24 protein-coding genes are annotated in these 25330 nt (G+C 37.6%); 22 read left to right on the forward strand and 2 right to left on the reverse strand.

Annotated elements, in window-relative coordinates; all coding sequences use genetic code 11:
- Nucleotides 1-7 precede the first annotated feature (7 nt).
- The 14 genes from ACFOOI_RS19645 (at nucleotide 8) to ACFOOI_RS22035 (ending at nucleotide 15826) form a co-directional block, all read left to right on the forward strand.
- The gene (locus ACFOOI_RS19645; RefSeq protein ID WP_379839793.1) at nucleotides 8-2167 is read left to right on the forward strand and encodes a TonB-dependent receptor; all 2160 of its coding nucleotides are present in this window, start codon (nucleotides 8-10) and stop codon (nucleotides 2165-2167) included.
- Nucleotides 2168-2259: 92 nt separating this feature from the next.
- A complete protein-coding gene (locus ACFOOI_RS19650) occupies nucleotides 2260-2802 on the forward strand; it encodes a hypothetical protein (protein WP_379839794.1) in 543 nt (180 codons plus the stop codon).
- Between the two features lie 218 nt (nucleotides 2803-3020).
- Entirely contained in the window at nucleotides 3021-4136 is a 1116-nt protein-coding gene (locus ACFOOI_RS19655) for a hypothetical protein (protein ID WP_379839795.1), read from the forward strand.
- 4 nt (nucleotides 4137-4140) lie between these two features.
- Nucleotides 4141-4554: a hypothetical protein gene (locus ACFOOI_RS19660; RefSeq protein WP_379839796.1), complete on the forward strand. Its 414-nt coding sequence runs from the start codon at nucleotides 4141-4143 to the stop codon at nucleotides 4552-4554.
- Between the two features lie 268 nt (nucleotides 4555-4822).
- Nucleotides 4823-5659, forward strand: a complete 837-nt coding sequence (locus ACFOOI_RS19665) for a ParA family protein (RefSeq protein WP_379839797.1) — start codon at nucleotides 4823-4825, stop codon at nucleotides 5657-5659.
- Complete coding sequence (locus ACFOOI_RS19670) at nucleotides 5643-6503, forward strand: ParB/RepB/Spo0J family partition protein (RefSeq protein WP_379839798.1); 861 nt, start codon at nucleotides 5643-5645, stop codon at nucleotides 6501-6503. The genes ACFOOI_RS19665 and ACFOOI_RS19670 overlap by 17 nt, the downstream gene beginning before the upstream one ends.
- A gap of 337 nt (nucleotides 6504-6840) precedes the next feature.
- On the forward strand, nucleotides 6841-8799 hold the full coding sequence (gene gyrB, locus ACFOOI_RS19675; protein ID WP_379839799.1) for a DNA topoisomerase (ATP-hydrolyzing) subunit B: 1959 nt from the start codon (nucleotides 6841-6843) through the stop codon (nucleotides 8797-8799).
- Between the two features lie 257 nt (nucleotides 8800-9056).
- Entirely contained in the window at nucleotides 9057-10271 is a 1215-nt protein-coding gene (locus ACFOOI_RS19680) for a cation:proton antiporter domain-containing protein (RefSeq protein ID WP_379839800.1), read from the forward strand.
- Nucleotides 10264-10902 (forward strand): class I SAM-dependent methyltransferase, encoded by a 639-nt coding sequence (locus tag ACFOOI_RS19685; RefSeq protein WP_379839801.1) that lies wholly within the window; start codon nucleotides 10264-10266, stop codon nucleotides 10900-10902. Before ACFOOI_RS19680 ends, ACFOOI_RS19685 begins: the two co-directional genes overlap by 8 nt.
- Nucleotides 10903-11019: 117 nt before the next feature.
- Entirely contained in the window at nucleotides 11020-12717 is a 1698-nt protein-coding gene (locus ACFOOI_RS19690; RefSeq protein ID WP_379839802.1) for an AMP-binding protein, read from the forward strand.
- A gap of 64 nt (nucleotides 12718-12781) precedes the next feature.
- Entirely contained in the window at nucleotides 12782-13036 is a 255-nt protein-coding gene (yidD, locus tag ACFOOI_RS19695) for a membrane protein insertion efficiency factor YidD (protein WP_379839803.1), read from the forward strand.
- 88 nt (nucleotides 13037-13124) lie between these two features.
- The gene (locus ACFOOI_RS19700; protein ID WP_379839804.1) at nucleotides 13125-14000 is read left to right on the forward strand and encodes a 3-keto-disaccharide hydrolase; all 876 of its coding nucleotides are present in this window, start codon (nucleotides 13125-13127) and stop codon (nucleotides 13998-14000) included.
- Between the two features lie 299 nt (nucleotides 14001-14299).
- Nucleotides 14300-14902, forward strand: a complete 603-nt coding sequence (locus ACFOOI_RS22030) for a GNAT family N-acetyltransferase (protein ID WP_449274518.1) — start codon at nucleotides 14300-14302, stop codon at nucleotides 14900-14902.
- Nucleotides 14903-14980: 78 nt separating this feature from the next.
- Nucleotides 14981-15826, forward strand: coding sequence for a carbon-nitrogen hydrolase family protein (locus ACFOOI_RS22035; RefSeq protein WP_449274527.1), 846 nt, complete (start codon nucleotides 14981-14983; stop codon nucleotides 15824-15826).
- Here ACFOOI_RS22035 and ACFOOI_RS19710 read toward each other — a convergent pair.
- Complete coding sequence (locus ACFOOI_RS19710; protein ID WP_379839805.1) at nucleotides 15823-17406, reverse strand: FMN-binding glutamate synthase family protein; 1584 nt, start codon at nucleotides 17404-17406, stop codon at nucleotides 15823-15825. The genes ACFOOI_RS22035 and ACFOOI_RS19710 overlap by 4 nt on opposite strands.
- Before the next feature lie 221 nt (nucleotides 17407-17627).
- Between ACFOOI_RS19710 and ACFOOI_RS19715 the strand changes: the two genes are divergently transcribed.
- Genes ACFOOI_RS19715 through ACFOOI_RS19725 form a run of 3 tightly spaced genes read left to right on the forward strand, consistent with a single transcriptional unit; the run spans nucleotide 17628 to nucleotide 20035 of the window.
- Nucleotides 17628-18836, forward strand: a complete 1209-nt coding sequence (locus ACFOOI_RS19715) for a BaiN/RdsA family NAD(P)/FAD-dependent oxidoreductase (protein WP_379839806.1) — start codon at nucleotides 17628-17630, stop codon at nucleotides 18834-18836.
- A gap of 54 nt (nucleotides 18837-18890) precedes the next feature.
- Complete coding sequence (locus ACFOOI_RS19720) at nucleotides 18891-19232, forward strand: MmcQ/YjbR family DNA-binding protein (protein ID WP_379839807.1); 342 nt, start codon at nucleotides 18891-18893, stop codon at nucleotides 19230-19232.
- Complete coding sequence (locus ACFOOI_RS19725) at nucleotides 19229-20035, forward strand: alpha/beta fold hydrolase (protein ID WP_379839808.1); 807 nt, start codon at nucleotides 19229-19231, stop codon at nucleotides 20033-20035. The genes ACFOOI_RS19720 and ACFOOI_RS19725 overlap by 4 nt, the downstream gene beginning before the upstream one ends.
- On the opposite strand, the gene ACFOOI_RS19730 is transcribed toward ACFOOI_RS19725, so the two are convergent.
- On the reverse strand, nucleotides 20036-20869 hold the full coding sequence (locus ACFOOI_RS19730; protein WP_379839809.1) for a sulfurtransferase: 834 nt from the start codon (nucleotides 20867-20869) through the stop codon (nucleotides 20036-20038).
- Between the two features lie 137 nt (nucleotides 20870-21006).
- Here ACFOOI_RS19730 and ACFOOI_RS19735 point away from each other — a divergent pair, with 137 nt between their 5' ends.
- The 5 genes from ACFOOI_RS19735 (at nucleotide 21007) to ACFOOI_RS19755 (ending at nucleotide 25328) form a co-directional block, all read left to right on the forward strand.
- Nucleotides 21007-22101, forward strand: a complete 1095-nt coding sequence (locus tag ACFOOI_RS19735) for a VIT1/CCC1 transporter family protein (protein WP_379839810.1) — start codon at nucleotides 21007-21009, stop codon at nucleotides 22099-22101.
- Between the two features lie 53 nt (nucleotides 22102-22154).
- Nucleotides 22155-23711 (forward strand): amidase, encoded by a 1557-nt coding sequence (locus ACFOOI_RS19740; protein ID WP_379839811.1) that lies wholly within the window; start codon nucleotides 22155-22157, stop codon nucleotides 23709-23711.
- Nucleotides 23712-23757: 46 nt separating this feature from the next.
- A complete protein-coding gene (locus ACFOOI_RS19745; RefSeq protein WP_379839812.1) occupies nucleotides 23758-24195 on the forward strand; it encodes a GNAT family N-acetyltransferase in 438 nt (145 codons plus the stop codon).
- 5 nt (nucleotides 24196-24200) lie between these two features.
- Nucleotides 24201-24698: a GNAT family N-acetyltransferase gene (locus ACFOOI_RS19750; RefSeq protein WP_379839813.1), complete on the forward strand. Its 498-nt coding sequence runs from the start codon at nucleotides 24201-24203 to the stop codon at nucleotides 24696-24698.
- A 177-nt stretch (nucleotides 24699-24875) separates the two neighbouring features.
- A complete protein-coding gene (locus tag ACFOOI_RS19755) occupies nucleotides 24876-25328 on the forward strand; it encodes a GNAT family N-acetyltransferase (protein WP_379839814.1) in 453 nt (150 codons plus the stop codon).
- The last annotated feature ends 2 nt before the right edge of the window (nucleotides 25329-25330 follow it).

Below are 25330 nucleotides of genomic sequence, written 5' to 3' on the forward strand. Positions count from 1 at the left end.
TCAAATCATGGGTGTATTTTACAAAACGGTTCTGTTTTTAACTTTAACTTCTGTTGCTTTTGGGCAAAAAGACAGCACGGTTTCTATAGGAGAATTGGTTGTGACGGCAAACAAGTTTGAGCAATTAAAGAAAGAGACTCCTGCCCAAATTTTCCTTTTAAATAAAAAACAAATTAATGCTGTAAATGCTCCCAATACGGGTATTTTGCTTGAACAGACAGGTCAGGTTTTTTTGCAAAAAAGTCAGGCAGGCGGCGGCAGTCCTGTGTTACGTGGTTTTGAGGCCTCTAAGGTATTGTTGGTGGTAGACGGCGTTCGGTTAAATAACGCCATATATCGTGCTGGCCACCTTCAGAATATTCTTCGCGTAGATCAAAATGTATTGGAAAAAGTGGAGGTGGTTTTTGGGCCTAATTCGGTTATTTATGGCTCAGATGCCTTGGGCGGCGTGATTCATATGCAAACCATGAAACCGAAGTTTTCGCAGAAAAACTTTGGAGCAATGCTACGTTATGGGTCGGCTTTTTCTGAAAAGACCGTTCATGGAGATTTTAATTTGGGAGGGAAAAATATAGCCTCGCTATCTAGTTTTACGGTTTCAAGTTTCGGAGATTTAAAAATGGGAAAAAAAATGAATTCTAAATTTCCCGAATTTGGATTTAGGAACTACTATTCAAAACTAAATACATCCACTAATCAATACGAACAAGTGGCTAATTTAGACCCATATAGGCAGGCCGGAAGTGGATATGGTCAATTGGATTTATTACAAAAAATAAGTGTAAAAACAGGAAAAATATTACATACTTTAAATGTACAATATTCTACTACAGGCGATGTGCCAAGGTACGATAGGCTGACAGAAATGAGCGGAAATAAGTTAAAGTACGCCCAGTGGTATTATGGGCCAGAAAGCAGGGTTTTGTTTTCTTACGAGTTAAATTTAGGTGCCACGAAGGTTTTTGATAAGTCTAAAATAATTTTGGCTAATCAAGTTATAAGCGAAAGCAGGAATAGTCAAAAATTCGGGAGTGCAAATCTGAAAAGTCAAAATGAGCAAGTAAATGTCAGTTCCATTAACATGGATTTTCAAAAGTTTTTTTCTCAGAATGTCATCCAATATGGCTTAGAAGCAACGACCAATCAGGTAGATTCAAAGGCAACGAATACTGCCTTGGGTAAAGTTTCAGTGGCAGACACAAGGTATCCGGATGGGGGAAGCAAAATGAATACACTTTCGGTTTATTTAACAGACGAGTTTAAGGTTACTAATAATTTAATAATTAATGCAGGTGCTCGTTTAAACCATTCAATCTTGGAAGCTAAGTTTATTGAAAAAGCATTCTTTCCGTTTCCTTTTGACAATGTAAATCAAAAAAATACAGCATTTACAGGAAATTTTGGATTGGTTTATTTGCCTTCAGAAAATACGAAAATCGCGGTAATGACATCTTCAGGTTACCGTACTCCAAATGTAGACGACCTGACCAAAGTTTTCGAATCAAGTGCTGGGAACTTGATTGTGCCCAATCCAACTATAAAACCAGAATATACATTTAATAAAGAGATAAATATTGCTCAAAATATAGGTGATAAAATAAGTTTAGAAGCAGGTGTTTATCATACGGGTTATCGAAATATCATCGTGGTGTCAGACTTTATCTTAGACGGGAAAACTGAGGTACTTTATGATGGTAAGTTGAGTAAAGTTTTAGCCGCACAAAATAGAGATAGGGCACAGATTTATGGAGCTTTTGCGAGTTTTGACTTCGTTTTATATCAAAATCTTAGGTTAAATAGTTCGATAAATTATACCCGAGGGAAACTTAGCGATGGCTCACCTTTGGATCATATTCCCCCAGTATTTGGCAAAACTCGATTGGCTTATTCCGCTCATAAAGTTGACTTAGAGTTTTTTGCCATCTATAACGGTGCCAAAAAACTTTCGCTCTACAGTAGCTCTGGTGAAGACAATTTACAATATGCAACTCCAGAAGGAGCTTTGGCTTGGACTACGTTTAATTTTAGGTCAGGATACCAAATAGCTAAGGCATGGAAGATGCAAGTGGCGGTTGAAAATATATTTGACCTCAACTACAGAACGTTTGCCTCGGGTATTTCTGCGGCAGGAAGAAACGTCCAAATTACGAGTAGATTTAACTTTTAAGTCATATTCTGGTTTTAGGTTGAAATTATTTTCAAGGCAAAATTTTATGTTTTGAAATTTAAATCTTTATTTTTGTAAAAACTTTATAAGAATTGTTCAAAAAAATAGCTCAAATATTACTCGCTTTCAGCTTACTGGCATTTTTGCTAGGAAAGCCGTTGTTGGAGTATATTGAGTTTTCAAAAGAACTACAAGAAGAATCTTCGTTGGTTTTCGAAACAAGGGGCGACCGCCTGCAAGTAAAAGTGCCGTTTTTATTGCCGTACCAAAGCCAATCCATAATTATGGAAAGCTCTAATGAGCTGGTGGTTTTTGAAGGTAGTTTTTACCGGGCTACTTCTAAAGTTTTAGAGCGAGATACCCTTTTTACAACGTATCAAAAAGAAAACCTTACGCGTCAGAATGTATTTGAATTGATGGCCCAAGTGTCTCAAAATTTTGACAATCAAAAACACAATGACCCTTTAAAATCCTTGGTGGAGGTTTTAAAGCACGTTTCTAAACATTACCTAAAAACAGACGCAAAATACATTACTTATTTTTGGAACTTTGAGCCCACAGTTGCTCATTCGTTTATCTCACATTCTTTTCAATCTCCCAACCTCGTTTTGTTTTCTCCTCCTCCGAGGTCTTAATTATCTTTTTTTATTATCATTCATTTCTTAGGTCGGAATAGCTTTTTGAGCCATATTTTGGGTTTCAATTAGGTCATTTGCTGCGTTTCATACCTTAGATTCTAATATGGATTGTGTAAAAAAAGCTTTTTATATTCTTGAAATCTATAGACTAACTATGCTATAGAGAATCGGGCTATTTATTCTTTTTAATTAAGATTTTATTTAAAAACAAAACGATGAAAAAATTTACCTCATTATATATTCTTATATCGTGTCTTTGTACACATTTTGCTTATTCTCAAGGATGTGTGGCTGTAAGGCACATGAGCTGCAGTACGGTAGCACCGGGAGGCTCTTCCGATATTTTTAAACAGAAAAATGGCACATTTATGGTCAATTTTGGGTATCGCTATTTTGAATCATTTAGGCATTTTAGAGGCGATGTTCAGGAGAGAGAGAGAGTAGAAAACGGAACCCAAGTAATCAATGTTTCGCACGCCGCAGATTTGGGAATTACTTATATTCTAAATCCAAGGTTGTCGTTTTCGGCAAATTTGCCTTTACTTTCTAACGATCGTTCATCACTTTATGAGCATTATGGAAATAGTTTGACGGCTAATCCACAGCAGCTCAGGTTTCATACCCAATCTAAAGGAATTGGCGATATGCGAATTTCGGGGAGTTATTGGCTGTTTAATCCTGCTAAATTAATAAAAGGTAATGTTGCGATTGGGTTTGGAATTAAGTTACCGACTGGCAACTACGGTGTTACGGATGGGTTTCACAAAAGAACCAAAGATGGAGCAGACTATACGATAGTAAAGCCAGTTGACCAGTCCATTCAACTCGGCGACGGTGGCGTAGGGTTCAGTTTAGAGGTGCAAGGATACCAGACTTTGGCTAAAAAAAGCTCATTGTACTATAATGGTTTCTATTTGTTTAATCCTAAAAATGTAAATAGCACAGACAGAGACCCAACAAATGCCACAGTTGATCCAATAATCAGATATTTTTCGGTAGCAGACCAGTTTGCGGGTCGTGTAGGTGTTAATCAGGTTTTGAGTAGCAAGTTAGGCCTTTCGGTTATGTTAGGGGGTAGGATAGAGGGTGTGCCATCTAGCGATTTGATAGGTAAAAGCGAAGGCTATAGAAGGCCGGGATATATAGTTTCTGCAGAGCCGGGTTTATCGTTTATGAAAGGGAAAGTTTCTGGAGTATTGTCGCTTCCAATTGCATTGTACCGTAACCGTACAAAGTCGTATTATGACAAACAAGACCCAACAGGTCAAAGGCATGGCGATGCAGCATTTGCTGATTATTCTATTAATTTTTCACTTTCAAAATGGTTTTAATAGTATGGAAACAAGATACATCTCACTTTTCAATAGATATGCTCTTTTTATTGTTTATTTCTGGTTTGGTTTCTTGAAAATAATCGGATATTCACCTGCCCATGACCTAGTTACGAGTTTGGCAGATATTACGATTAGTTCTATTATTCCATCTCGAATTTTCGTTTATTTTTTAGGATATATTGAATGTGCCATAGGGGTTATTTGGCTTTTCCCAAAGTTTACTAAAGTGGCGTTTTGGGTTTTAACAGGACATTTGGTGGCCACTTTTTTTCCAACGTTTATGTTGGCAGACATAGTATGGGCAGGTACGCTCACGCCAAGTTTGGTAGGGCAGTATATAATTAAAAATGTGGTACTTTTTGCTTCGGCATATACTGTTTTTGTGCTTTACAGAAATAAGATAGTTTTCAGTTAACAGTGAATTTTTCAAAATGCAGAGTAAGTCTAATGCTCTGCATTTTGAATTAATATATGACATAAAATATTGGTTTTACCAATACTGCAAGATTAGGTCTTCTTGACTAAATGGCTTAAATCCATCTTCTTAATGGTTTTAGAATATAAATATGGGTCAATATGCTTTACTTATCCACAATAATATAACTTATCTACATTATTTATGAAGGCCAAGAAATGTTTTTAAAATTGACTATCTTTGTGTTTCTGAAAACCAAAAGAAAACAATGGGAAAGATTATCTCAATAGTGAATCAAAAGGGTGGAGTTGGCAAAACCACCACAGCTATAAATTTATCTGCTTCGCTAGCAGTGTTAGATTACAAGGTGCTTATCGTAGATACTGATCCTCAGGCCAATGCTGGTTCTGGTATCGGAATAGACTCTAAGGACTTAACGCATAATATTTACTCAGCACTTACGGGCCAGTCAAAAATACAAGACTGTATCGTCAATTCTCAAATACCGAATCTAGATTTGATTTCAAGTCATATAGATTTAGCTGGTTTTGAGTTGGAAATCGTAAATCAGGTAGCGAGGGAGTATATTTTAAAAGAAATACTTCATGAAATAAAAGACGATTATGATTTTATATTTATCGATTGTTCACCTTCATTGGGGCTAATGGTTATTAACTCCATTGTAGCATCTGACTCAGTTTTGATTCCGGTTCAGTGTGAATATTTTGCATTGGAAGGAATCGCGAAGCTTCAAAACACGGTCGATATCATCAAAAAAAGATTAAATCCGGAATTGGTAATGGAAGGCTACGTGCTTACCATGTATGATGGTCGTACTAATCTTTCTAAAATGGTGGTAGATGATGTTAGAAAGTATTTTGAAAAATTATGTTTTGATACTATTGTACCTAGAAATGTGAAATTGGCGGAGGCTCCAAGTTATGGAGTACCGGCATTGTTAATGTTTTCGGGAGACAAAGAGGGAGAATTTGATATTAAATTTTTAGAAAATAAAGGAGCTATTTCATACATAGATTTGGCGAAAGAGCTTCTGAAAAGAAATAACTTACCAGAGATAAAAGAAAATAATGGAGCAGCAGAGTAGAGGAAAAGGGTTAAATTCTTTGTTGTCAGATTCTGACTTGGTGGTAAGTAGGAAAGTGGCGGCATTTAGAGGGGTAAAAGAAGTGGAGTTGTCTCAAATAGTAGCGGGAAGTTTTCAGCCCCGTTTTGATTTTGACAACGGAGCCATGGAAGAGCTCGCAGCCTCTATTCGAATTCATGGTGTTATTCAGCCAATCACGGTTAGGGAGCGAGAGTCAGGCGGCTTTGAGATTATATCAGGTGAGCGAAGGTTTAGGGCTTCTAAAATGGCAGGTCTTGACAAAATACCTGCGTTTATTCGTGATGTAGACGACAATCGATCGCTAGAAATGGCTTTGATTGAAAACATCCAAAGGGAAAATCTTAATCCTATAGAAATTGCATTGTCATACCAAAGGATGATTCAGGAATGTAACCTGATTCAGGAAGATTTGGGTAAAAGAGTAGGTAAAAGTAGGTCAGCGGTAACAAATTACCTGCGATTGCTTAATTTGCCAACAGAGGTTCAGTCAGGCTTGATTTTAGGAGTTATTTCAATGGGGCAAGCCAAACCATTGGTGGCTTTGGCAGATACTGCTCGTCAAATAGATATTTATCAGCGTATTTTAGACTTTGGCTTAAGTGCCAGAGAAGTGGAATCTTTGGTTAAAAAAGGAAATATCTTTGAGGCCAATGCAAATGATCTAGACAGATACAAGGAGGATATGCGAATTGAGGAATTGACATTAAAAGGAAAGACAAAAGTTCCGGTTCATATACAAATCCAAGATTTTGATAAGGGAAATATTACGATAAAATTTAAAGATGCCCAGGAGCTTGAAGAAATTTTGAGTAAAATATCATAATCGGTCTTATTGTTAACACTTTATGGCCTAGTTTTATTAAAGTTTGGGGAATTGATTTATTGAATTAAAATACACAAAAAAGAGCTTGTTAGAGAAAATCTAGCAAGCTTATTTTTTTTGATAAAATATTTTTCAATCTATTTATTCGTTGATGATATACGAAATCTCAAAGGCAGTATTATTATTTGATTACATATAAAGATTAAGGTATTTTAACCCATATCATATATTATGTTTTAATTGTTTTTTTTTGTATTTTTGTATTTAAATATTTACCTACAAACTCAATTTATTTTTTCCAATCAAAGAGGGGAAATTACTTTTTGAAAAAAGATTTATGGCAGACCAAAATACAGATTCAAGGGCAGATTATTCAGCCAGTAATATACAAGTTTTAGAAGGTTTAGAGGCGGTTAGGAAAAGACCCGCCATGTACATTGGAGATATTGGAATCAAAGGATTGCACCATCTCATTTGGGAGGTCATAGACAACTCGATAGATGAAGCAATGGCAGGCCACTGTGATACTATCCATACTACAATAAACGAAGATAATTCCATAACGGTAAGAGATAACGGTAGAGGTATACCTACTGGGTGGCACGAAAAAGAGAAAAAATCAGCTTTAGAAGTAGTTATGACGGTGCTACACGCAGGTGGAAAGTTTGACAAAGATACCTACAAGGTCTCTGGTGGACTTCACGGTGTGGGTGTTTCTTGTGTGAATGCCTTATCTATTATGTTGAGAGCCGAAGTACACAGAGATGGAAAGATTTTCGAGCAAGAATACAGCATTGGAAAGCCTTTATATCCAGTAAGAGAAATCGGAACTACTGAAGATAGAGGTACAATCATCCATTTTAAGCCTGATACCAGTATTTTTACAGTTTCTGAATACAAATACGAAACCGTAGCAAATAGAATTAGAGAATTGTCATTCCTTAACAAAGGAATTAAACTGACGCTTACTGATAAAAGAAATTTAGACGAAGACGGAAAGCCTTCGTATGAAGAGTTTTTGTCTGAAGGTGGTTTAATAGAATTCGTTGAATACTTAGATCAAAGCCGTGAAAGGCTAATTCCAGCACCTATGTGGATGGAAGGTGAGCGTGACGGTGTACCGGTAGAAGTTTCTATGATTTACAACTCAGGATATGCAGAAAACGTATCTTCATTTGTAAACAATATCAACACGCCTGAAGGTGGAACACACGTTTCAGGTTTCAGAATGGCCTTAACGCGTACCTTAAAGGCTTATGCGGACAAGTCTGGTTTGTTAGCCAAAGAAAAAATTGAAATTGCAGGTGACGACTTTAGAGAAGGTTTGACTGCCGTGATTTCAGTTAAGGTGCAAGAGCCTCAGTTTGAAGGACAAACGAAGTCTAAACTGGGTAACTCAGAAGTTACGTCTGCCGTTAGTGGTTGTGTACAAGAGATGTTAGAAAACTATCTGGAAGAAAATCCAAGAGATGCAAAAACGATAGTTGAGAAAGTAATATTAGCAGCTAGAGCCAGAATTGCAGCCAAAAAGGCCCGTGAAATGGTTCAGCGTAAAAATATTTTGGTAGGCTCAGGTCTGCCCGGAAAACTTGCTGACTGTGCCGAATCTGATCCTGCTCTTTGTGAAGTGTACCTTGTAGAGGGTGACTCTGCTGGTGGTTCTGCCAAGCAAGGAAGAGATCGTAATTTTCAAGCGATTTTGCCTTTGAGAGGTAAGATTTTGAACGTAGAAAAAGCTCAGGAGTATCGTATTTATGAAAACGATGAGATAAAAAATATCTTTACTGCATTGGGTGTTCAGATGGGAAAAGACGGAGATGAGCGTGCTCTTAATATTGATAAGTTAAGATACCACAGGATCATAATCATGACCGATGCGGATATCGACGGTAGCCACATTCGTACCTTGATTTTGACATTCTTCTACCGATTCATGAAGCCAATCATAGACAACGGTTACTTATATATAGCTCAGCCACCATTGTATTTGATTAAAAAAGGTAAAGAAGAAGAATACTGCTGGACAGAGGAGCAACGTCAGGTAGCTATTAAGAGATTGGCGGGTGCAGGTAAAGAAGAAAACGTAGGTCAGCAACGATATAAAGGTCTTGGAGAGATGAATCCAGAGCAGCTTTGGACTACCACCATGAACCCTGAGAATCGTGTACTTAAGCAAGTTACAGTAGAGTCAGCGGCTGAGGCAGATCATTTATTTTCTATGCTTATGGGAGACGAAGTTCCACCTAGAAGAGACTTTATTGAGCGTAATGCAAAATATGCAAATGTAGACGCTTAAAATATTCTTAATTTTAAAAAAAAAGCGAATCTTAGGGTTCGCTTTTTTTGTATAGGGTCCTTAAATTTCAAAAATACTACTTTGTTTAAATTAAGATAAAATGTTGCAAATACCGCTTTTAGTCTATTTAAAGGGGTTTTTTAGCCTTTTTATTTCTGAATATTAAAGCTTATTCGTATATTAATTTTAATAGATATTTTAGACTTGAATGTATTATCAGGTATATTTGAGTTCTTATACTAACACCTAATAAGGACATGCAAAGTAGTATTTTAGTATTGGCTTTGGCCTCTGTGGTCATCCTATCCTATTTTTTTAATATTATTAGTCGAAAGACTAAAATACCTTCTGTCCTTTGGCTTTTGGGTACAGGTATGTTGGTCAAATATTTTGACACGTATCAACTTATTCCCGAAAGTGTAATTAATAAGTCCGTTGAGATTTTAGGAATCGTGGGGCTAATCATGATTATTTTAGAAGCTTCGCTTGATTTGCACCTTACCCGAGACCGTAAAATGATCATTATCAGGGCTTTTGTGTCTGCCTTAATCATTCTTTTAGCGTCTTCATTCGGAATAGCCTACTTAATAAACTATTGGCTGCACGAGCCCTTTATCAAATGCTTAATTTACGCTACGCCTCTTTCTATAGTGAGCAGTGCCATTGTGATACCGAGTGTCCAAATGCTCAGTCAGGAGAAAAAAGAGTTTATCGTATATGAGGCTTCTTTTTCTGATATTTTAGGCATTTTGTTTTTTAATTACCTAATTGGAGCCAATTCTGACGAGCCACTTACGGCATTGATTTACATGGGGGAAATGCTCATTTCGGTGGTTTTGTGTATATTCGTAGCTCTTTTATTGATCTATCTTTTGGGTAAAATAAAGCTCGAAATTAAGTTTTTCTTGATTTTTGCTGTATTAATAATGCTCTATGCGGTGGGCAAAATATTCCACTTACCAGCCTTACTAATCATCTTATTTTTTGGTTTAATAATCAATAACAGGCATCTATTTAGCAAATTTAAATGGATTGATCAGCACACCCCAGATGCACATACATTTAAGGAATTAGAAATTCAATTAAAAACCATAACTGCAGAAACTTCATTTTTGGTAAGAACCTTCTTTTTTATACTTTTTGGATACTCAATCAATGTATTTAAGTTGATGCAGCAAGAGGTGCAGATTGTTGGGAGTATCATTGTGGTTATTTTGTTAGTGGTTAGATTCATCTATTTAAAATACCTAAATCCCAAAGAAAGTCCACTTCCTGAACTGTTTCTAATGCCACGTGGGCTTATTACCGTACTATTGTTTTATAACATTCCTCCTTTATTTAGACTAGCAGACTTCAATAACGGCATCTTGTTTTTCGTAATTTTGTTGACCAGTTCACTCATGATGATTGGCTTGTTTACGGCAGGAACCAAAGAAATAGTAGAAGATGTAGAAAGGAATACCAATGTTTGATACCTATATTCCAGCATTAAAATATAAGGTTTTTACACCATTTTATGACTGGTTTATTAAGTTGACAATGCCTGAGCTAGCCGTCAAAAACTTTATGATAGGCTTGGCAAATCACCAAGAAAATGACAAAGTTTTGGATTATGGCTCGGGTACAGGCACACTTCTTGTTTTATTAAAAAAGAAATTTATCGGGCTAAAAGTTTTTGGTTATGATGTTGATAGTCAAATAAATGACCTAGCGAAAAACAAGTTAAGTAAAGATGGACTTGAGGCAATAATTACTCCAGATTGGGAGGTGATTGCCAAACAAAGGCCATTCGATACCATATATTCTTCTTGGGTTTTTCACCACTTAACAGACTCCCACAAAACAACCGCTTTTAAAAATATTTTCGAAGTATTAAAACCTGGCGGAATCTTCGTTTTGACCGACTGGGGAAAACCTAGCAATTGGCTTATGGAAGTTCTTTTTTTTATGCTTCAATGTGTTGATAATTTTGAAACTACGAGTGCTAACAAAAGAGGTGAAATTCCCAATTATTTAAAGAAATCAGGTTTTTCTGATATACAAATGATAAAAAGACAAAACACCATTATGGGTACTTTGTACTTCTGGAAAGTGACTAAATAAATTAAAATCACGTTAGAATTCATGATTTTGAATATTTTTTTCTTGAAATTTTAATAAAATTTCTAAAAAATAGTATTTCCTGCTATTTTTACATTCATCAACCTAAAAATCGACGAAATGACAATTACCAAAGAAACATTCCCATGGTTAAAGAGTTATCCAGAAGGAATACCGTTTGAAATTAATCCAGATAAGTATAGTTCTGTAATAGACTTAATAGACGAAGGTTTTACAAAATTCGCTTCTAATTCGGCTTATGCTAATATGGGTAAAGAGCTGACTTTTTCTGAATTAGATATTATGTCTAGAAACTTTGCAGCTTATTTACAGAGTTTAGGGCTAGTGGCAGGCGACAGAATAGCCATACAAATGCCCAACTGTTTGCAATATCCCGTTGTGCTTTTTGGTGCCTTACGAGCAGGACTAGTAATTGTAAATACCAATCCGCTTTATACACCGCGTGAAATGAAACACCAGTTTGTGGATTCAGGAGCCAAGGCTATTATTATTGTAGAAAACTTCGCTTTTCATTTGGATAAAATTCTTCATGAAACCTCTATCAAGCATGTTATTACGACGCAACTCGGCGACTTATTAGGATTTCCTAAAAAGTATATCGTGAATTTTGTGGTAAAAAGTGTAAAGAAAATGGTTCCTCCTTTCCAGTTAAATGGAAGAGTTACTTTTGGAGATGCTCTTTCTCAAGGAGCGAGTTTGAGTTATACCCGACCAGAATTAAAGTCTTCAGATTTGGCGTTTATTCAATACACCGGCGGTACCACAGGTGTGTCAAAAGGAGCAATGCTTTCGCACAGAAACATTGTGGCTAACCTATTGGCAAATGAAGAATGGCAAGGGATTTTAACTAAGAATGTAGAAGACGATAAAGTGGTGGTAGTGGCGGCATTGCCATTGTATCACATTTATGCTTTAACTGTAAATGCCCTTACGGCTCTTCGTACTGGTGTTATGAATCTACTTATCACCAATCCACGAGATTTAGACGCATTTATCAAAGATTTAAAGAAATATCCACCGCATGTATTCACTGGGGTAAATACACTTTACAATGGGCTGCTGAATCATCCGAAAATTGGAGAAGTAGATTTCAGTAAGTTAATTATTACCTCAGCGGGTGGCATGGCTTTGCAGTCAACTGTAGCTAAAAGATGGAAAGAACTCACAGGCAATCTACCTGCTGAAGGATATGGTTTGTCAGAAACGTCGCCTGTATTAACCTCTAACCCATTGGTAGGTGATAACCGAGTAGGTACCATAGGTATTCCATGGCCGAGTACTGAAATTAAAATTTTAAAAGAAGACAATACATGGGCTAGTTTTGGCGAGGCAGGTGAGATTTGTGCCTTTGGTCCTCAAGTAATGATGGGATATTATAACCGACCTGAAGAAACCGCCAATGTTACTTTTATAGACCCAGCCGATGGTCGCTCGTGGTTTAAAACTGGCGATATTGGAATGGAAGATGCCGACGGATATTTTAAAATAGTAGACCGTAAAAAAGACATGATTTTGGTATCTGGCTTCAATGTTTTTCCAAACGAAATAGAGGACGTGGTAGGGCAGTGTCCGGGAGTTTTAGAAGTGGCTTGTATTGGGGTGCCTGACCCGAAGTCAACCGAGGTAGTTAAGATTTTTGTGGTTAAAAAAGACCCTGCACTTACCGAAGAAACTATCAGAGCGTTTTGTAAAGAAAACCTAACACCGTATAAATGTCCTAAGCAGATAGAGTTTAGAGACGAATTGCCAAAAACAAATGTGGGGAAAATATTGAGAAGAGAGCTTAGAGATAAATAGTTTTTTATAGAACCTAAAGTACATTGTTAACGTTTCAAAGTAGGTCTTTTGGCCTACTTTTTTTATGAAATATATCGAAAAAATAATCTCCTATATCCTAATCGGATTGGTGCGGGTGTATCAATACGGCATTTCTCCGTACTTTCCAGATGCTTGCCGTTATCAACCTACTTGCTCACAGTACATGATAGAAAGCATCAAAGAATGGGGTGTTTTAAAAGGAGGTTGGCTGGGTTTAAAAAGGCTTTCATCGTGTCATCCGTGGGGCGGTCATGGCTATGATCCTGTAAAGAAGAAAGGCGAAAAACATACGCACTGAGTATAGTTTAAGTAATTATTTTGCTTAGCCCTATTTACTTATTTTGGTTTTGTTTAAAAAAGTGTATTTTTGATAAAAACCTTAAATCATGAGACTAATAGTATTAACACTGCTGCTCTGCTCTTTCTCTTCTTTTGCTCAAAATAACGAACAATGGGAAAACTTATTTAACGAAAAAAACTTAGACGGCTGGGATATTAAAATTGCAGGAAGGCCTCTCAACGAAAACTACAAAAACACGTTTGTAGTCAAAGACAAAATGCTGCGTGTATCATACGATGAATATGAAACTTTTGAAGAAAAATATGGGCATTTGTACTACAAAACGCCATATACAGCCTATATTCTTGATTATGAATATCGTTTTTTAGGAAATCAAACTCCAGGCGGTGCCACTTGGAATGTAAGAAATAGCGGGGTAATGTATCATTCTCAATCTGCTGCGAGTCTTTCTTACAATCAAAACTTTCCGGTTTCATTGGAAATGCAACTTTTGGGTGGCCTAGGAAATGGGCCAAGACATACAGGTAACTTATGTACACCTGGTACTATTGTAGATATGAACGGAGGCCTCAGAATGGAGCATTGCATAGATTCTGACTCTAAAACATATGATGGCGACCAATGGGTAAAAGCGAGGTTGATTGTATACGGTGATTCTATAGCTCACCAAATAATAGAAGGAGACACCGTGCTTACTTTTGAGAAAATGAAAGTAGGGGGCAATTTTGTCAATAAAGAAAACAATTGGGAAAAGGGAGGCTTTTCTAAAGAAGCCGCAAGTTTTTGGGAAAAACTAGAGGGAACGCCACTCAAAGAGGGCTATATCGCACTGCAAGCTGAAAGTCATCCGATAGATTTTAGAAATATTAGATTGCTTAATCTGAAGGGATGTATGGATCCGAAAGCCATAAATTTTCTACCTCAATTTAAAATAAATGACAAGCAAGCTTGTAGGTATTAATCTGTTTTCATAATGTATTGACGAGTAGATTTTTAATGCTATTTTCCTTACCACAACTAGGATTAGGAAGGTGACCTATGGCTTTTTTTAATTGTGCTTTGCTCTTATCACAGAACTTTTTGCCTCCAAATTGGGTTTTTAACCTATACTTTACTGCATTTTTTGTTTTTTGAAGAATAAAATTACCTCAACTTAAAACGAGGCAAAACTTAATATACATTAGCTCATTTATTCCTTAATTTTACAATCTTCAAAAAAGATTCAATTAATTTTTCACATAAAAATATACTTTATTATATATGATAGAAATAGAAAATATCGACCTAGAGCTGTTAACCATGGCCGACTACGAAGAGCTTAAAACCGCTATGATTGAAGCATATCCAAATATGCCGAATTCATATTGGAAAGAGCACCACATGCAGTCATTGATTAAGAAATTCCCTGATGGGCAAGTGGTAATAAAAGTAAATGGTCAGCTAGCGGGTTGTGCCCTTTCTATTATTGTAGATTACGATAAATTCGGTGAGTTTCATACTTACAAAGAAGTAACGGCAAACTACACTTTTAATACGCACTCAAATGACGGAAACATACTTTATGGTATTGATGTTTTCATTAAGCCTGAGTTTAGAGGCCTTCGTTTGGGTAGGAGATTATATGATTACCGAAAGGAGTTGTGTGAGCGACTTAACCTAAAGGGCATATCATTTGGCGGTAGAATACCGAACTATCACAAGTTTTCTGCTGAAATGACTCCGAAACAATATATCGATAAAGTAAAACGTAAAGAGATTCACGATCCGGTATTAAACTTCCAGATTTCAAATGATTTTCACCCATCTAAAGTCTTAAAAGGCTATTTAGAGGGCGACAATGCTTCAGGCGAATATGCGGTATAGCTCGAGTGGGACAATATTTACTACGAAAAACCCAATAAGAAAGTAGCCAATAATAAAAAAATAATAAGGCTAGGCTTGGTGCAATGGCAAATGAGGACATATAATAACCTCAATGACGTGCTTGACCAGGTGGAGTTTTTTGTGGATGCAGTTTCGGGTTATAGATGTGATTTTGCACTCTTTCCTGAGTTTTTCAATGCTCCGCTTATGGCAGCAAACAACCACATGTCTGAGCCAGATGCTATCAGGGAACTAGCTAAACATACAGGAGAACTAGTTACAAAGTTTTCGGAATTAGCCATATCGTATAACATCAACATAATTACGGGCTCTATGCCTGAAATTATAGATGGTTTACTTTATAACGTAGGGTATCTATGCAAAAGAGACGGAACCAAGGAGAGATACGAAAAACTACACGTAACACCTGACGAAGCGAAAGTTTGGGGTATGCAAGGTGGTACCAAGCTAAAGGCTTTTGATACTGATTGTGGTAAAATTGGTATTTTGATTTGTTATGATGTGGAATTCCCTGAGTTGGGTAGACTTTTGGCTGACCAAGGTATGGACATACTTTTTGTTCCGTTCCTGACCGATACCCAAAACGGATATTCGAGAGTAAGAAACTGTGCACAAGCAAGAGCTATTGAAAACGAATGTTACGTAGCCATTGCCGGAAGTGTTGGTAACCTTCCAAATGTACATAACATGGATATACAATATGCACAATCGATGGTATTTACACCGTGTGATTTCTCTTTTCCTGCAAATGGTATTAAAGCCGAAGCTACACCAAACACAGAAATGATATTGATAGCCGATGTGGATATCGACTTAATCAGACAATTGAATCAATTTGGATCAGTTAAAAACCTAAGAGACAGACGTAAAGATTTATTTGACTTAAAACTTATAAATCCTTAAAACCTATGAGCATTTGCTCTAGCCATATCTTTTTCCCATAAATGGGGAATTTCTGAAGGGACCAATAAGGTCCCTTCTTTCATTTCAGGGTACGTCTCTTCAAAAGTCTCGATACGAGTAGCATCTACTCTTCTATAAACCAAACTCCTGTCTACGGCATCAGGGTGACTTATACCGCCTGCCGCCATTAGTTCTATAGCACTTTTTACGGTAGCTGCATGATAGGCCGCCACACGTAAGGTTTTAGATGGAATGTCTAAGCCAGCTACCAAGTGCGGTTTTTGAGTAGCCACGCCTGTTGGACAGGTATTTGTATTACATTTCAATGCCTGAATACATCCCAAAGCAAACATCATTCCCCTAGCTGAATTGCACAAGTCGGCCCCTATAGCCAATGATTTTACGATATCAAAACCTGAGGCAATCTTGCCGCTACAAATAATCTTAATTTCTTTCTTAATGCCAAAACCAACTAATGCATCATATACAAACGCGATAGCGTCTCTCAAAGGCATGCCCACGTGGTCGCTAAACTCCAGAGGTGCGGCTCCTGTGCCACCTTCGCCACCATCTACAGTTATGAAATCAACGAAGGTGTTTTTCTCCACCATGGCCTTGCAAATCCCTAAGAACTCTGATTTTTTGCCTATGCAAATTTTAAAACCAATTGGTTTACCGCCGCTTAACTCTCTAAGTTTAGCTACAAAGTCCACAAACTCATTTGGATTAGTAAAAGCAGTATGATGTGGTGGCGAAATGACATCCTGGCCTTTGTCTACCATTCTGATTTTGGCAATTTCGTCGGTAACTTTTTCTTTAGGCAAAATACCGCCATGCCCGGGTTTTGCTCCCTGTGAAAATTTGATTTCAATCATTTTTACATGAGGCAAATTTGATTTTTCTTTAAATGCCTTTTCGCTAAATGTGCCGTCAGGATTTCGAGTGCTAAAATAGCCTGTACCGATATTCCAAACCACATCTCCGCCGTTTTCTAGGTGGTAGTGCGACAGTCCGCCTTCGCCGGTGTTGTGATAAAAACCACCTTTGGCGGCACCTTGGTTAAGAGCAATGATGGCGTTGCTACTTAGTGAGCCATAACTCATGGCACTTATGTTAAAAATACTGGCAAAGTAGGGTTGATTACACGCTGATCCGCCTATTTTCACTCGGGGATTGTCTTCTAATGTATGGTGATCTAAGGCATTGATGCTGTGGTTAATCCATTCGTAACCAGTGCCGTATATGTTTAGTTGTGTACCAAAAGGTACAGTGTCTGTTTGTTTTTTGCTTCTGGCATATATTAAACTTCTTTGTAGTCTATTAAAAGGTGTGCCGTCAGTATCTCTTTCCACAAAATACTGCTGCATTTCGGGTCTAAAACTTTCTAAAATATACCTCAGTCTACCCAAAAGTGGGTAGTTTCTTCTAATGGTATGCGAGGTTTGGAAAAAGTCGTAAAAGCCGAGAATGGCCAAAACCAGAATTGCTAAAAATATATAAATAGCGGGCAGCCAAAAAAAAGATAACACAGCCAAAGTAATGACCGATATCACACTCACCCACACAAATTGTTTTCTCATATTTCAGTTTTTATTTTCAAAGTTAGAACTTTATCTTAGGCTTTTACACCTATTTTTGTTTGAAATCTAATTATTAGTAATCAGAAAGGCTCAAATATCAATAATAAAGATATTTAAAAAAAACACAGAAGAGCCCTATGTATTTGGGAGAAAGAACTCGTTTCTTCTGAAAGAGAGAGTTTCGATTCCTTTTTTCGTAAAAAACGGTTAAAATTCAGGGAATGAAAGTAGCAGTTATAGGTGGTGGTGCAGCAGGTTTTTTCTCTGCTTTTTCGGTGAAAGAGCACCATCCAGAAGCCGAAGTGATGATTGTTGAAAAATCAAACAAAGTACTTGCTAAGGTAAAAGTAAGCGGTGGAGGAAGGTGTAATGTAACCAACGGTTGTAGGTCAATAGCTGAATTGGCGGAGGCATATCCACGTGGTGGCCGTTTTCTGAAAAAGGCATTTGTGGTTTTCCATACCAAACATACCCACGATTGGTTCACCTCACGCGGAGTAAAATTAGTTACTCAAGAAGACAACTGTGTCTTTCCAGAATCGCAAAGCTCACAGACCATTATCGATTGCTTTTTAGATGAAGCTAAAAAGTATAATATAGCCATCAAAACCAGTAAAGGAGTAAAGGCTTTGAGCCAAGTTGCCTCTCAATGGAAACTTGATTTTTTGGATGAGGATTCTCAGTTTTTTGACAAAGTAATAGTTTGTGTAGGAGGGAATCCCAAGCTCGCAGGTTACGAATGGTTACAAAATTTAGGATTGAAAATAGAACCGCCTGTTCCTTCTCTTTTTACCTTTAATATGCCATCGGAGCCCATAAAGGCCCTAATGGGAATAGTGGTAGAACCAGCCATGGCAAATATTCAAAGTACCAAACTAAAGTCAGACGGCCCATTGCTTATCACCCATTGGGGCATGAGCGGCCCTGCTATTTTGAAGTTATCGGCTTTTGGGGCTAGAGTATTATCTGAGAGTCAGTACAATTTTAAAACACAGGTAAATTGGAGCAATGAACCAAATTTTGAGATTGTGATGGCTGCCATGGAGCAAATTGTAAAAGAACATCCTCAAAAAATGGTTTCCAACATTAAGCCATTTGGGTTATCGGAGCGTTTGTGGCATTTTTTGTTAGAAAAAATAGAAATTCCTTTAAGTAAAAAATGGAGTGAGCTGGGCAAAAAAGGCCTAAATAAACTCGTAAATGTGTTGGTAAATGACATTTATGAAGTTTCGGGCAAAACTACATTTAAAGAGGAGTTTGTGACGTGTGGAGGTGTTAGTCTTGAGCAAATAGATGTACAAACTATGCAAAGCAAAGTTTGTCCGGGATTATACTTTGCGGGAGAAGTTATGGATATTGACGGCATCACAGGCGGATATAATTTTCAGGCAGCTTGGACCACCGGGTTTATAGCAGGTAAGTTGGGCTAAGTTTTTATAAATAAATAACTTAACTTTACTTCTGGTATTTTAAACATAAAAGAAATGACTAGTCTTAACGATATAAAAGCGATAGTTTCTGAGTTTCCGGAGGTGGAAGAAGCACCACATTTTGATAAAGTTTCTTTTCGTATTAAATCAAAGATTTTTGCCACTGTTAAGGAGTCGGAGAAGCGTGCTACGGTTAAGTTTTCTCAGGAAGACCAAACTTTGTTTTGTTTAATTCCCGACGAAGTTTTTTATCCGGTTCCAAATAAATGGGGGCAACAAGGCTGGACCCACGTAAACCTCGAAATAGTTAGTATACAACAGTTGAGCGGAGCCTTAGAAACGGCGTATTGCCAAGTGGCACCAACTCACCTAAAACAATTATTACTGAATAAATGAACACGAAAGGCCTGAATATTATCATTTTGTTGTTTTGTATATGCTTCGCTAAAAGTGCTTTTGGGCAAGCGGAGTATCAGTTTTTCAAAAGTTTTGACCAAACCCAAATTGCCTTTACAGACGAAGGCAATGGAAATGCGGTCATTCTTTTGCATGGATTTATTTCGAATGGAACTTCTTGGTCGAAAACGCCATTAAAGGCCGACTTACTTGCAGCGGGATATCGTGTAATAGTGCCAGATTTGCGTGGAAACGGTAAGTCAGACAAATCGCATGATGCCAAAGCGTATGATGGAACTGAAGTTAAAGACTTAAGTGCTATGCTTGATTACTTGAAACTAAATAAGGTAGATGTAATTGGGTATTCGAGAGGGTCAATAGTTTTGGCAAAATGGTTAACTACAGAAAAGAGAATCAAAAAAGCAGTGATAGGAGGCATGGGCTTAGATTTTACGAATCCACAGTGGGACCGGCGACTAAAGTTTGGAGCCGCATTTAGCGGAGAAGCCCCTCTTGATAACCTCACCGAAGGAGCAGTAACTTACGCTAAGTCTATCGGAGCTGATTTGGCAATATTGGGTCTTTTACAAAAATATCAGCCTGTAACCTCTATTGGGGAACTGCATAAAATCAAAATCCCTGTTTTGGTAATTGCCGGTACCGAAGATATAGATAACGGAAAACCTGAAGATCTTGTGGTTCATTTCAAAAAAGGATTAATAGAAAAAGTGCCAGGCACTCACAACGAAACACATAAATCACAAGCCTTCTCAGATAAAATTATCGATTTTTTAAAACCTTAACTATGCCTCACCAGTAGCGATTGGCTTTTGGTTACGTGACCATTCGCTCCATGAACCCACGTAAAGTTTTGGAATTGGTAATCCAGCATAGGCAATAGCCAATAGGGTGTGGCAGGCAGTTACGCCCGAACCGCAGTGGACGGTTGTTTCTTTTGCTTCTTTTAAAATTGCTTCGTATTTTTCTTTTAAAATTTCGGGACTAAGGAAAAGTCCACTTTCGTCTAGGTTTTGGCTAAAAGGTACATTTATAGCTCCGGGAATATGCCCCGCCACTTCGTCAATTGGTTCCTGTTCGCCAATATATCTTATGTGCTCTCTAACGTCAATTAGTACGTAATTTTCATTGGTAGATTTCTCCGATATCTCATTAATATCTGCACGCGGTAGTTGCCAGTCAGTTACTTCGTAAACCATATTAGATTTTACTTTAGGAATAGTATCGGTGGTTGCTATTCCAATTTCGAGGGCTTGTGGATAGCCGCCATTCAGAACTTGTACATATTCATGCCCAGCGGACCGAAGCATCCACCAGAATCTCGCAGCTGCACTCGCTCCATTTTTTCTATCATATATTACTACATGCGTATTTTTTTCTAAACCCAATTCACCTAGTGTTTTACCAAAATTCTCAATCTTAGGCAGTGGATGTCTTCCTCCATTGGCATATTCTTTTATTTCTGAAAGTTGCGTGTTTAAATCCACGAAAACAGCCCCAACAATATGCTCTTTTAAATATTCCGCTTTTGCGGTTGGCCCATACGAACACTCCAAAAGCAGTAGCTTGTCATTTAATATAATTTTTGAGAGTTCTAAAGCTGAAATTATTGGAGACATATTATTAATGTTTTATCGGTTTTTAAAAGAAAAAATAAGACAAAAAGTATACTTTTTCACCAAGATTAAAAATATTAACTAAATTTAATGATTCGGTATATAGAAATGACAAAATTTAACCTAGAAGTTTTAAAATAATGGTCGACATTAAGCACATCCAAACAGAAGTAGACGCCAGTTTTTTATATGGTGTTTTGGCCAAAAACGAAGAAGACGCCAATGTGGCGGAGGTGTTTAAACAAATGAGTGAGATTGAACTCAGCCATGCAGTAGCCTTTTTGAAAAAAAACAAATTGGGCGAATCTCAGCTGCCGCCACCATCTCTAAGAGCCAGAATATTAAATAAAATTGGGAAGTTTTTTGGATACGACTATATTTTAGGCGTATTGCTCGATACCGAAAAAAGCTTGGCTTCAGCCACTATGAAAGCCCGGGGCGGAGTTTCTACATCCATTTCAGATACAGCTCACGTGGCTATTTTGAAAAACATTCTCAACAATCACCCTAAAGTTTCAGGTTCAAATTTGGCTAGATTTGAAAAAAGGCACCGATCTGTAGGCGGCAATGCCCTCAGAGCAGCAGTTTTGGGTGGAAATGACGGACTTGTATCTAATTTTTCACTTGTAATGGGAATCGCAGGAGCCAGTAGTGGTCAAAAAGAGGTTTTGCTGACCGGTTGTGCGGGACTTTTGGCTGGAGCACTTTCTATGGCTTTGGGCGAATGGATTTCGGTCAAAAGTTCGCAGGAGCTTTATGAAAACCAGATGGACCTAGAGATGGAAGAAATAGAAAACAATCCAGAAGGCGAAGAGAAAGAATTGGCTTTGATATATCAGGCAAAAGGAATTCCAGCCGACCAAGCCATAGTGATGGCCAAAGAAATAATGAAAGATAAGGAAAAAGCCCACGAAGTTTTAATTAAAGAAGAGTTGGGGATAGATCCCGAAGATATTAAAGGCTCAGCCATGGAAGCCGCTTTGAGTTCATTTTTTATGTTTGCTGTTGGAGCGGTTTTACCTGTCATCCCTTTCTTTTTCATGGGAGGCACACCTGCAGTTTTGTTAAGCACATTACTTAGTGCTTTGGGGTTGTTTCTAATTGGAGCCTCCATCACCTTGTTTACGGGAAAAAGTGTTTTGTATTCTGGTTTTAGACAGGTTTTGTTTGGCTTGGCTGCCGCAGCGGTCACTTTTGGTATCGGTAAACTCATAGGAGTTTCTATTTTAGGATAAAACAGATTACCCACTTTAGAAGTTAAACATGCTTACATCAATAACTTATAAATATGAAAATTAACTTTAAATCATTTACGTATTCTATTTTAATTGCCTTATTCGTCAATGTTTCCACTTTCGGTCAGATAAATTTGGAAGAAATGGATATCCAAACACTGCAACAAGGGTATAAAACTGGAAAATTTACAGTGAGCCAAGTGGTGGAGGCTTATATAAAAAGGATAGAAGAAATAGACCAAAGTGGACCGGAGCTTAATAGCGTAATTATGGTCAATCCTGATGCACTTACCAGGGCCAAAGAATTGGATATTCTTTTAAAGAAAAACAAAAAAATGGGGGGTATGTTTGGTGTGCCTGTGTTATTAAAAGACAATTTGGACACCCACGATAAAATGCCCACAACGGCAGGGTCAAGGGCTTTGATGAATTCGTTTCCACTAAAAGACAGTAAAGTTGCAGAGCAGCTTCGTGATGCCAACGCTATAATTTTAGGGAAAACCAACTTAAGTGAATGGGCTAATTTTAGAGGTCAAAAATCAAGCTCGGGTTGGAGTGGCTTGGGCGGACAAACCAAAAATCCGTATGTGACAGACTGCAATCCGTGTGGCTCAAGTGCGGGTTCCGGTGTTGCGGTTTCAGCTAACTTAAGTATGGTGGCTATCGGAACCGAAACCAATGGTTCTATCGTATGTCCTTCGAGTGCAAACGGCATAGTGGGCATTAAACCCACGGTGGGTTTGGTGTCGCGTTCTGGTGTTATTCCAATTTCTTCAACACAAGACACACCAGGCCCAATGGCGAAATCGGTGGCAGATGCCGCTATTTGTTTAAATGCCATTACGGGCTACGATGCTGCCGATATTAAAACAGTAGAGGCAAAAGGATTTATCCAAAAAGACTATACGAAGTTTTTGGATAAAAATGGACTAAAAAACAAGCGAATTGGCCTCTATATGCCTCCAATGGGAAAGTTGCCCGAGGTAGACAAGTTGGTGTACAAAGCCATCGAAGACTTAAAAAGTCAAGGGGCAGAAGTGGTTCAGATTTCTGAAATTGGTGAGTCGAAAGTTGGTGAATATTCTTTTGAGATAATGCTTTATGAATACAAAGCGGGGCTAAACGATTATTTTAAAAGTTTAGGACCCAATGCTCCTATAAAAAACCTGGAAGAGTTAATTGCCTTTAATAAATCAGATTCTATTGAGCTAAAGTATTTTAATCAAAGATATTTAGAAATGGCTCTTGAAAAAGAGGACTTAGATTCACCTAAATACAAGGAGGTTTTGGCTAATTTGCTGAGAGGATCGAGAGAAAACGGCTTAGATAAAGTTATGGCTGAAAATAAGCTTGATGCTATTATAGCCCCAACGGGCGGCCCAGCCTGGAAAACCAACTGGGAAACAGGCGATACTTTTCACATCGGCAGTTCATCACCGGCGGCTAGAGCAGGGTATCCCAACATCACGGTTCCTATGGGTTTTGTGGGAGAATTGCCAGTAGGTCTTTCCTTTTTCGGGAAAGCTTTTAGTGAGCCAACGCTTATTTCTATCGCTTATGCATACGAACAAGCCACAAAGCACCGAAAGGTACCGAAGTTTCTAAAGTAATGTGTACATTTGAATATGCAATTAATCTAGCCCTAGCCTATATAATATGAAAATAAGGACTGCCGATCTTTCAGATTTCCCTAGGATTTTTGAATTGATTAAAGAGTTTTCTGATTTTCAGAAGACGCCTGAAAAAGTTAAAATAACGCTCGAAGAAATGGTTGAAAATGCTAGTTTTATTCAAGCCCTAGCTCTTGAAAACGATTCCGGCGAAATAGTTGGTTTTGCTTCTTATTTTCCTTCTTACCATAGCTGGACAGGCAAGGCGATATACGTAGACGACCTGTATATTCAACCTGATTATAGACAAGGAGGTTGGGGTAAATCTATGTTGCAGCTCATTATAGAAAAAGCCAAAAGCGACAATTGCTCCAAAGTGCGGTGGCTGGTTTCTTCTTGGAATATGCCCGCCATTAATTTTTACAAAGCTTTAGGTGCCCAACTAGAGGAAGTAGACATTGTTTGTGATTTAAATTTAGACTAAAATACATGATTACCTACCACAGAGCAGAGCTCAAAGATATTCCAACGATTCAATATATTGCCTATGAAACGTGGCCGGAGACGTATCGTGAGATTCTATCAAATGCCCAAATGACCTATATGCTGGATATGATGTATTCTGAAGAAGTGCTTTCTATACAAATGGAGAGTGAAGAACAGATATTTTATATCGCAAAAAAAGAAAATGAGATCATTGGTTTTGTGGCTTTTCAGTACAACTATCCGGAACCCAAAACTACCAAAATACATAAAATATACCTTTTGCCAAGTGCACAAGGTCACGGTGTGGGTAAAGCCTTGATAAATTTAGCTGCCGATCATGCTCGCAGTGTCAATAATACTCAAATAACGCTGAATGTAAACAAGTTTAATAAGGCCTTGAATTTTTATAAAAAAATAGGTTTTGAGGTTTTAAAATACCAAGACTTCGACATTGGTCGCGGCTATCTAATGGAAGACGCCATTATGGTTAAGGCATTATGATGGTTGACACTTATTTTTGAATCTAAATAAGCTTTGACATCTATTTTGTTTAAAGTCTGGGATAAAAAAAGCCAGAAAGAATTAAAAGGAAACTTAGAATTTGACGTAATTTGAGGTAAAATACGTTTTCTTAATTTGCTATTGAATAAAATGCTATTAACCTAGCTCTCCTAATAAATGATAAAATTTGTAAAAACAAATGCCGAAAATCCCGATTTCTTGGCTTTGGTAAAACGCTTGGATGCTACTTTGAAAATCACAGATGGCGTAGATCATATTTTTTATAGCCAGTTTAATAAAGTAGATAATATAAAACATATTTTGGTGGCTTATGACAACAAAGTACCTGTTGGATGCGGTGCTATAAAGGCTTATTCGGATACCTGTATGGAAGTAAAACGTATGTTTGTAGACGAAACAAAAAGAGGTGAGGGCTTAGGCTTAGAAATTCTTACCCGATTGGAAAAGTGGGCGGCTCAACTTGGCTGCGATTCGTGTATATTAGAGACCGGCAAGCGTCAAGTGGATGCCATCGCTCTTTATAAAAAAGCCGGATATGCTGTTATTGAGAACTACGGGCAGTATTCAGGAGTGGAAAATAGTGTTTGTTTCGAGAAAAAAATCAAGTAAAA

This window comes from Lacihabitans lacunae, from assembly GCF_042649125.1.
GTDB lineage: Bacteria > Bacteroidota > Bacteroidia > Cytophagales > Spirosomataceae > Leadbetterella > Leadbetterella lacunae.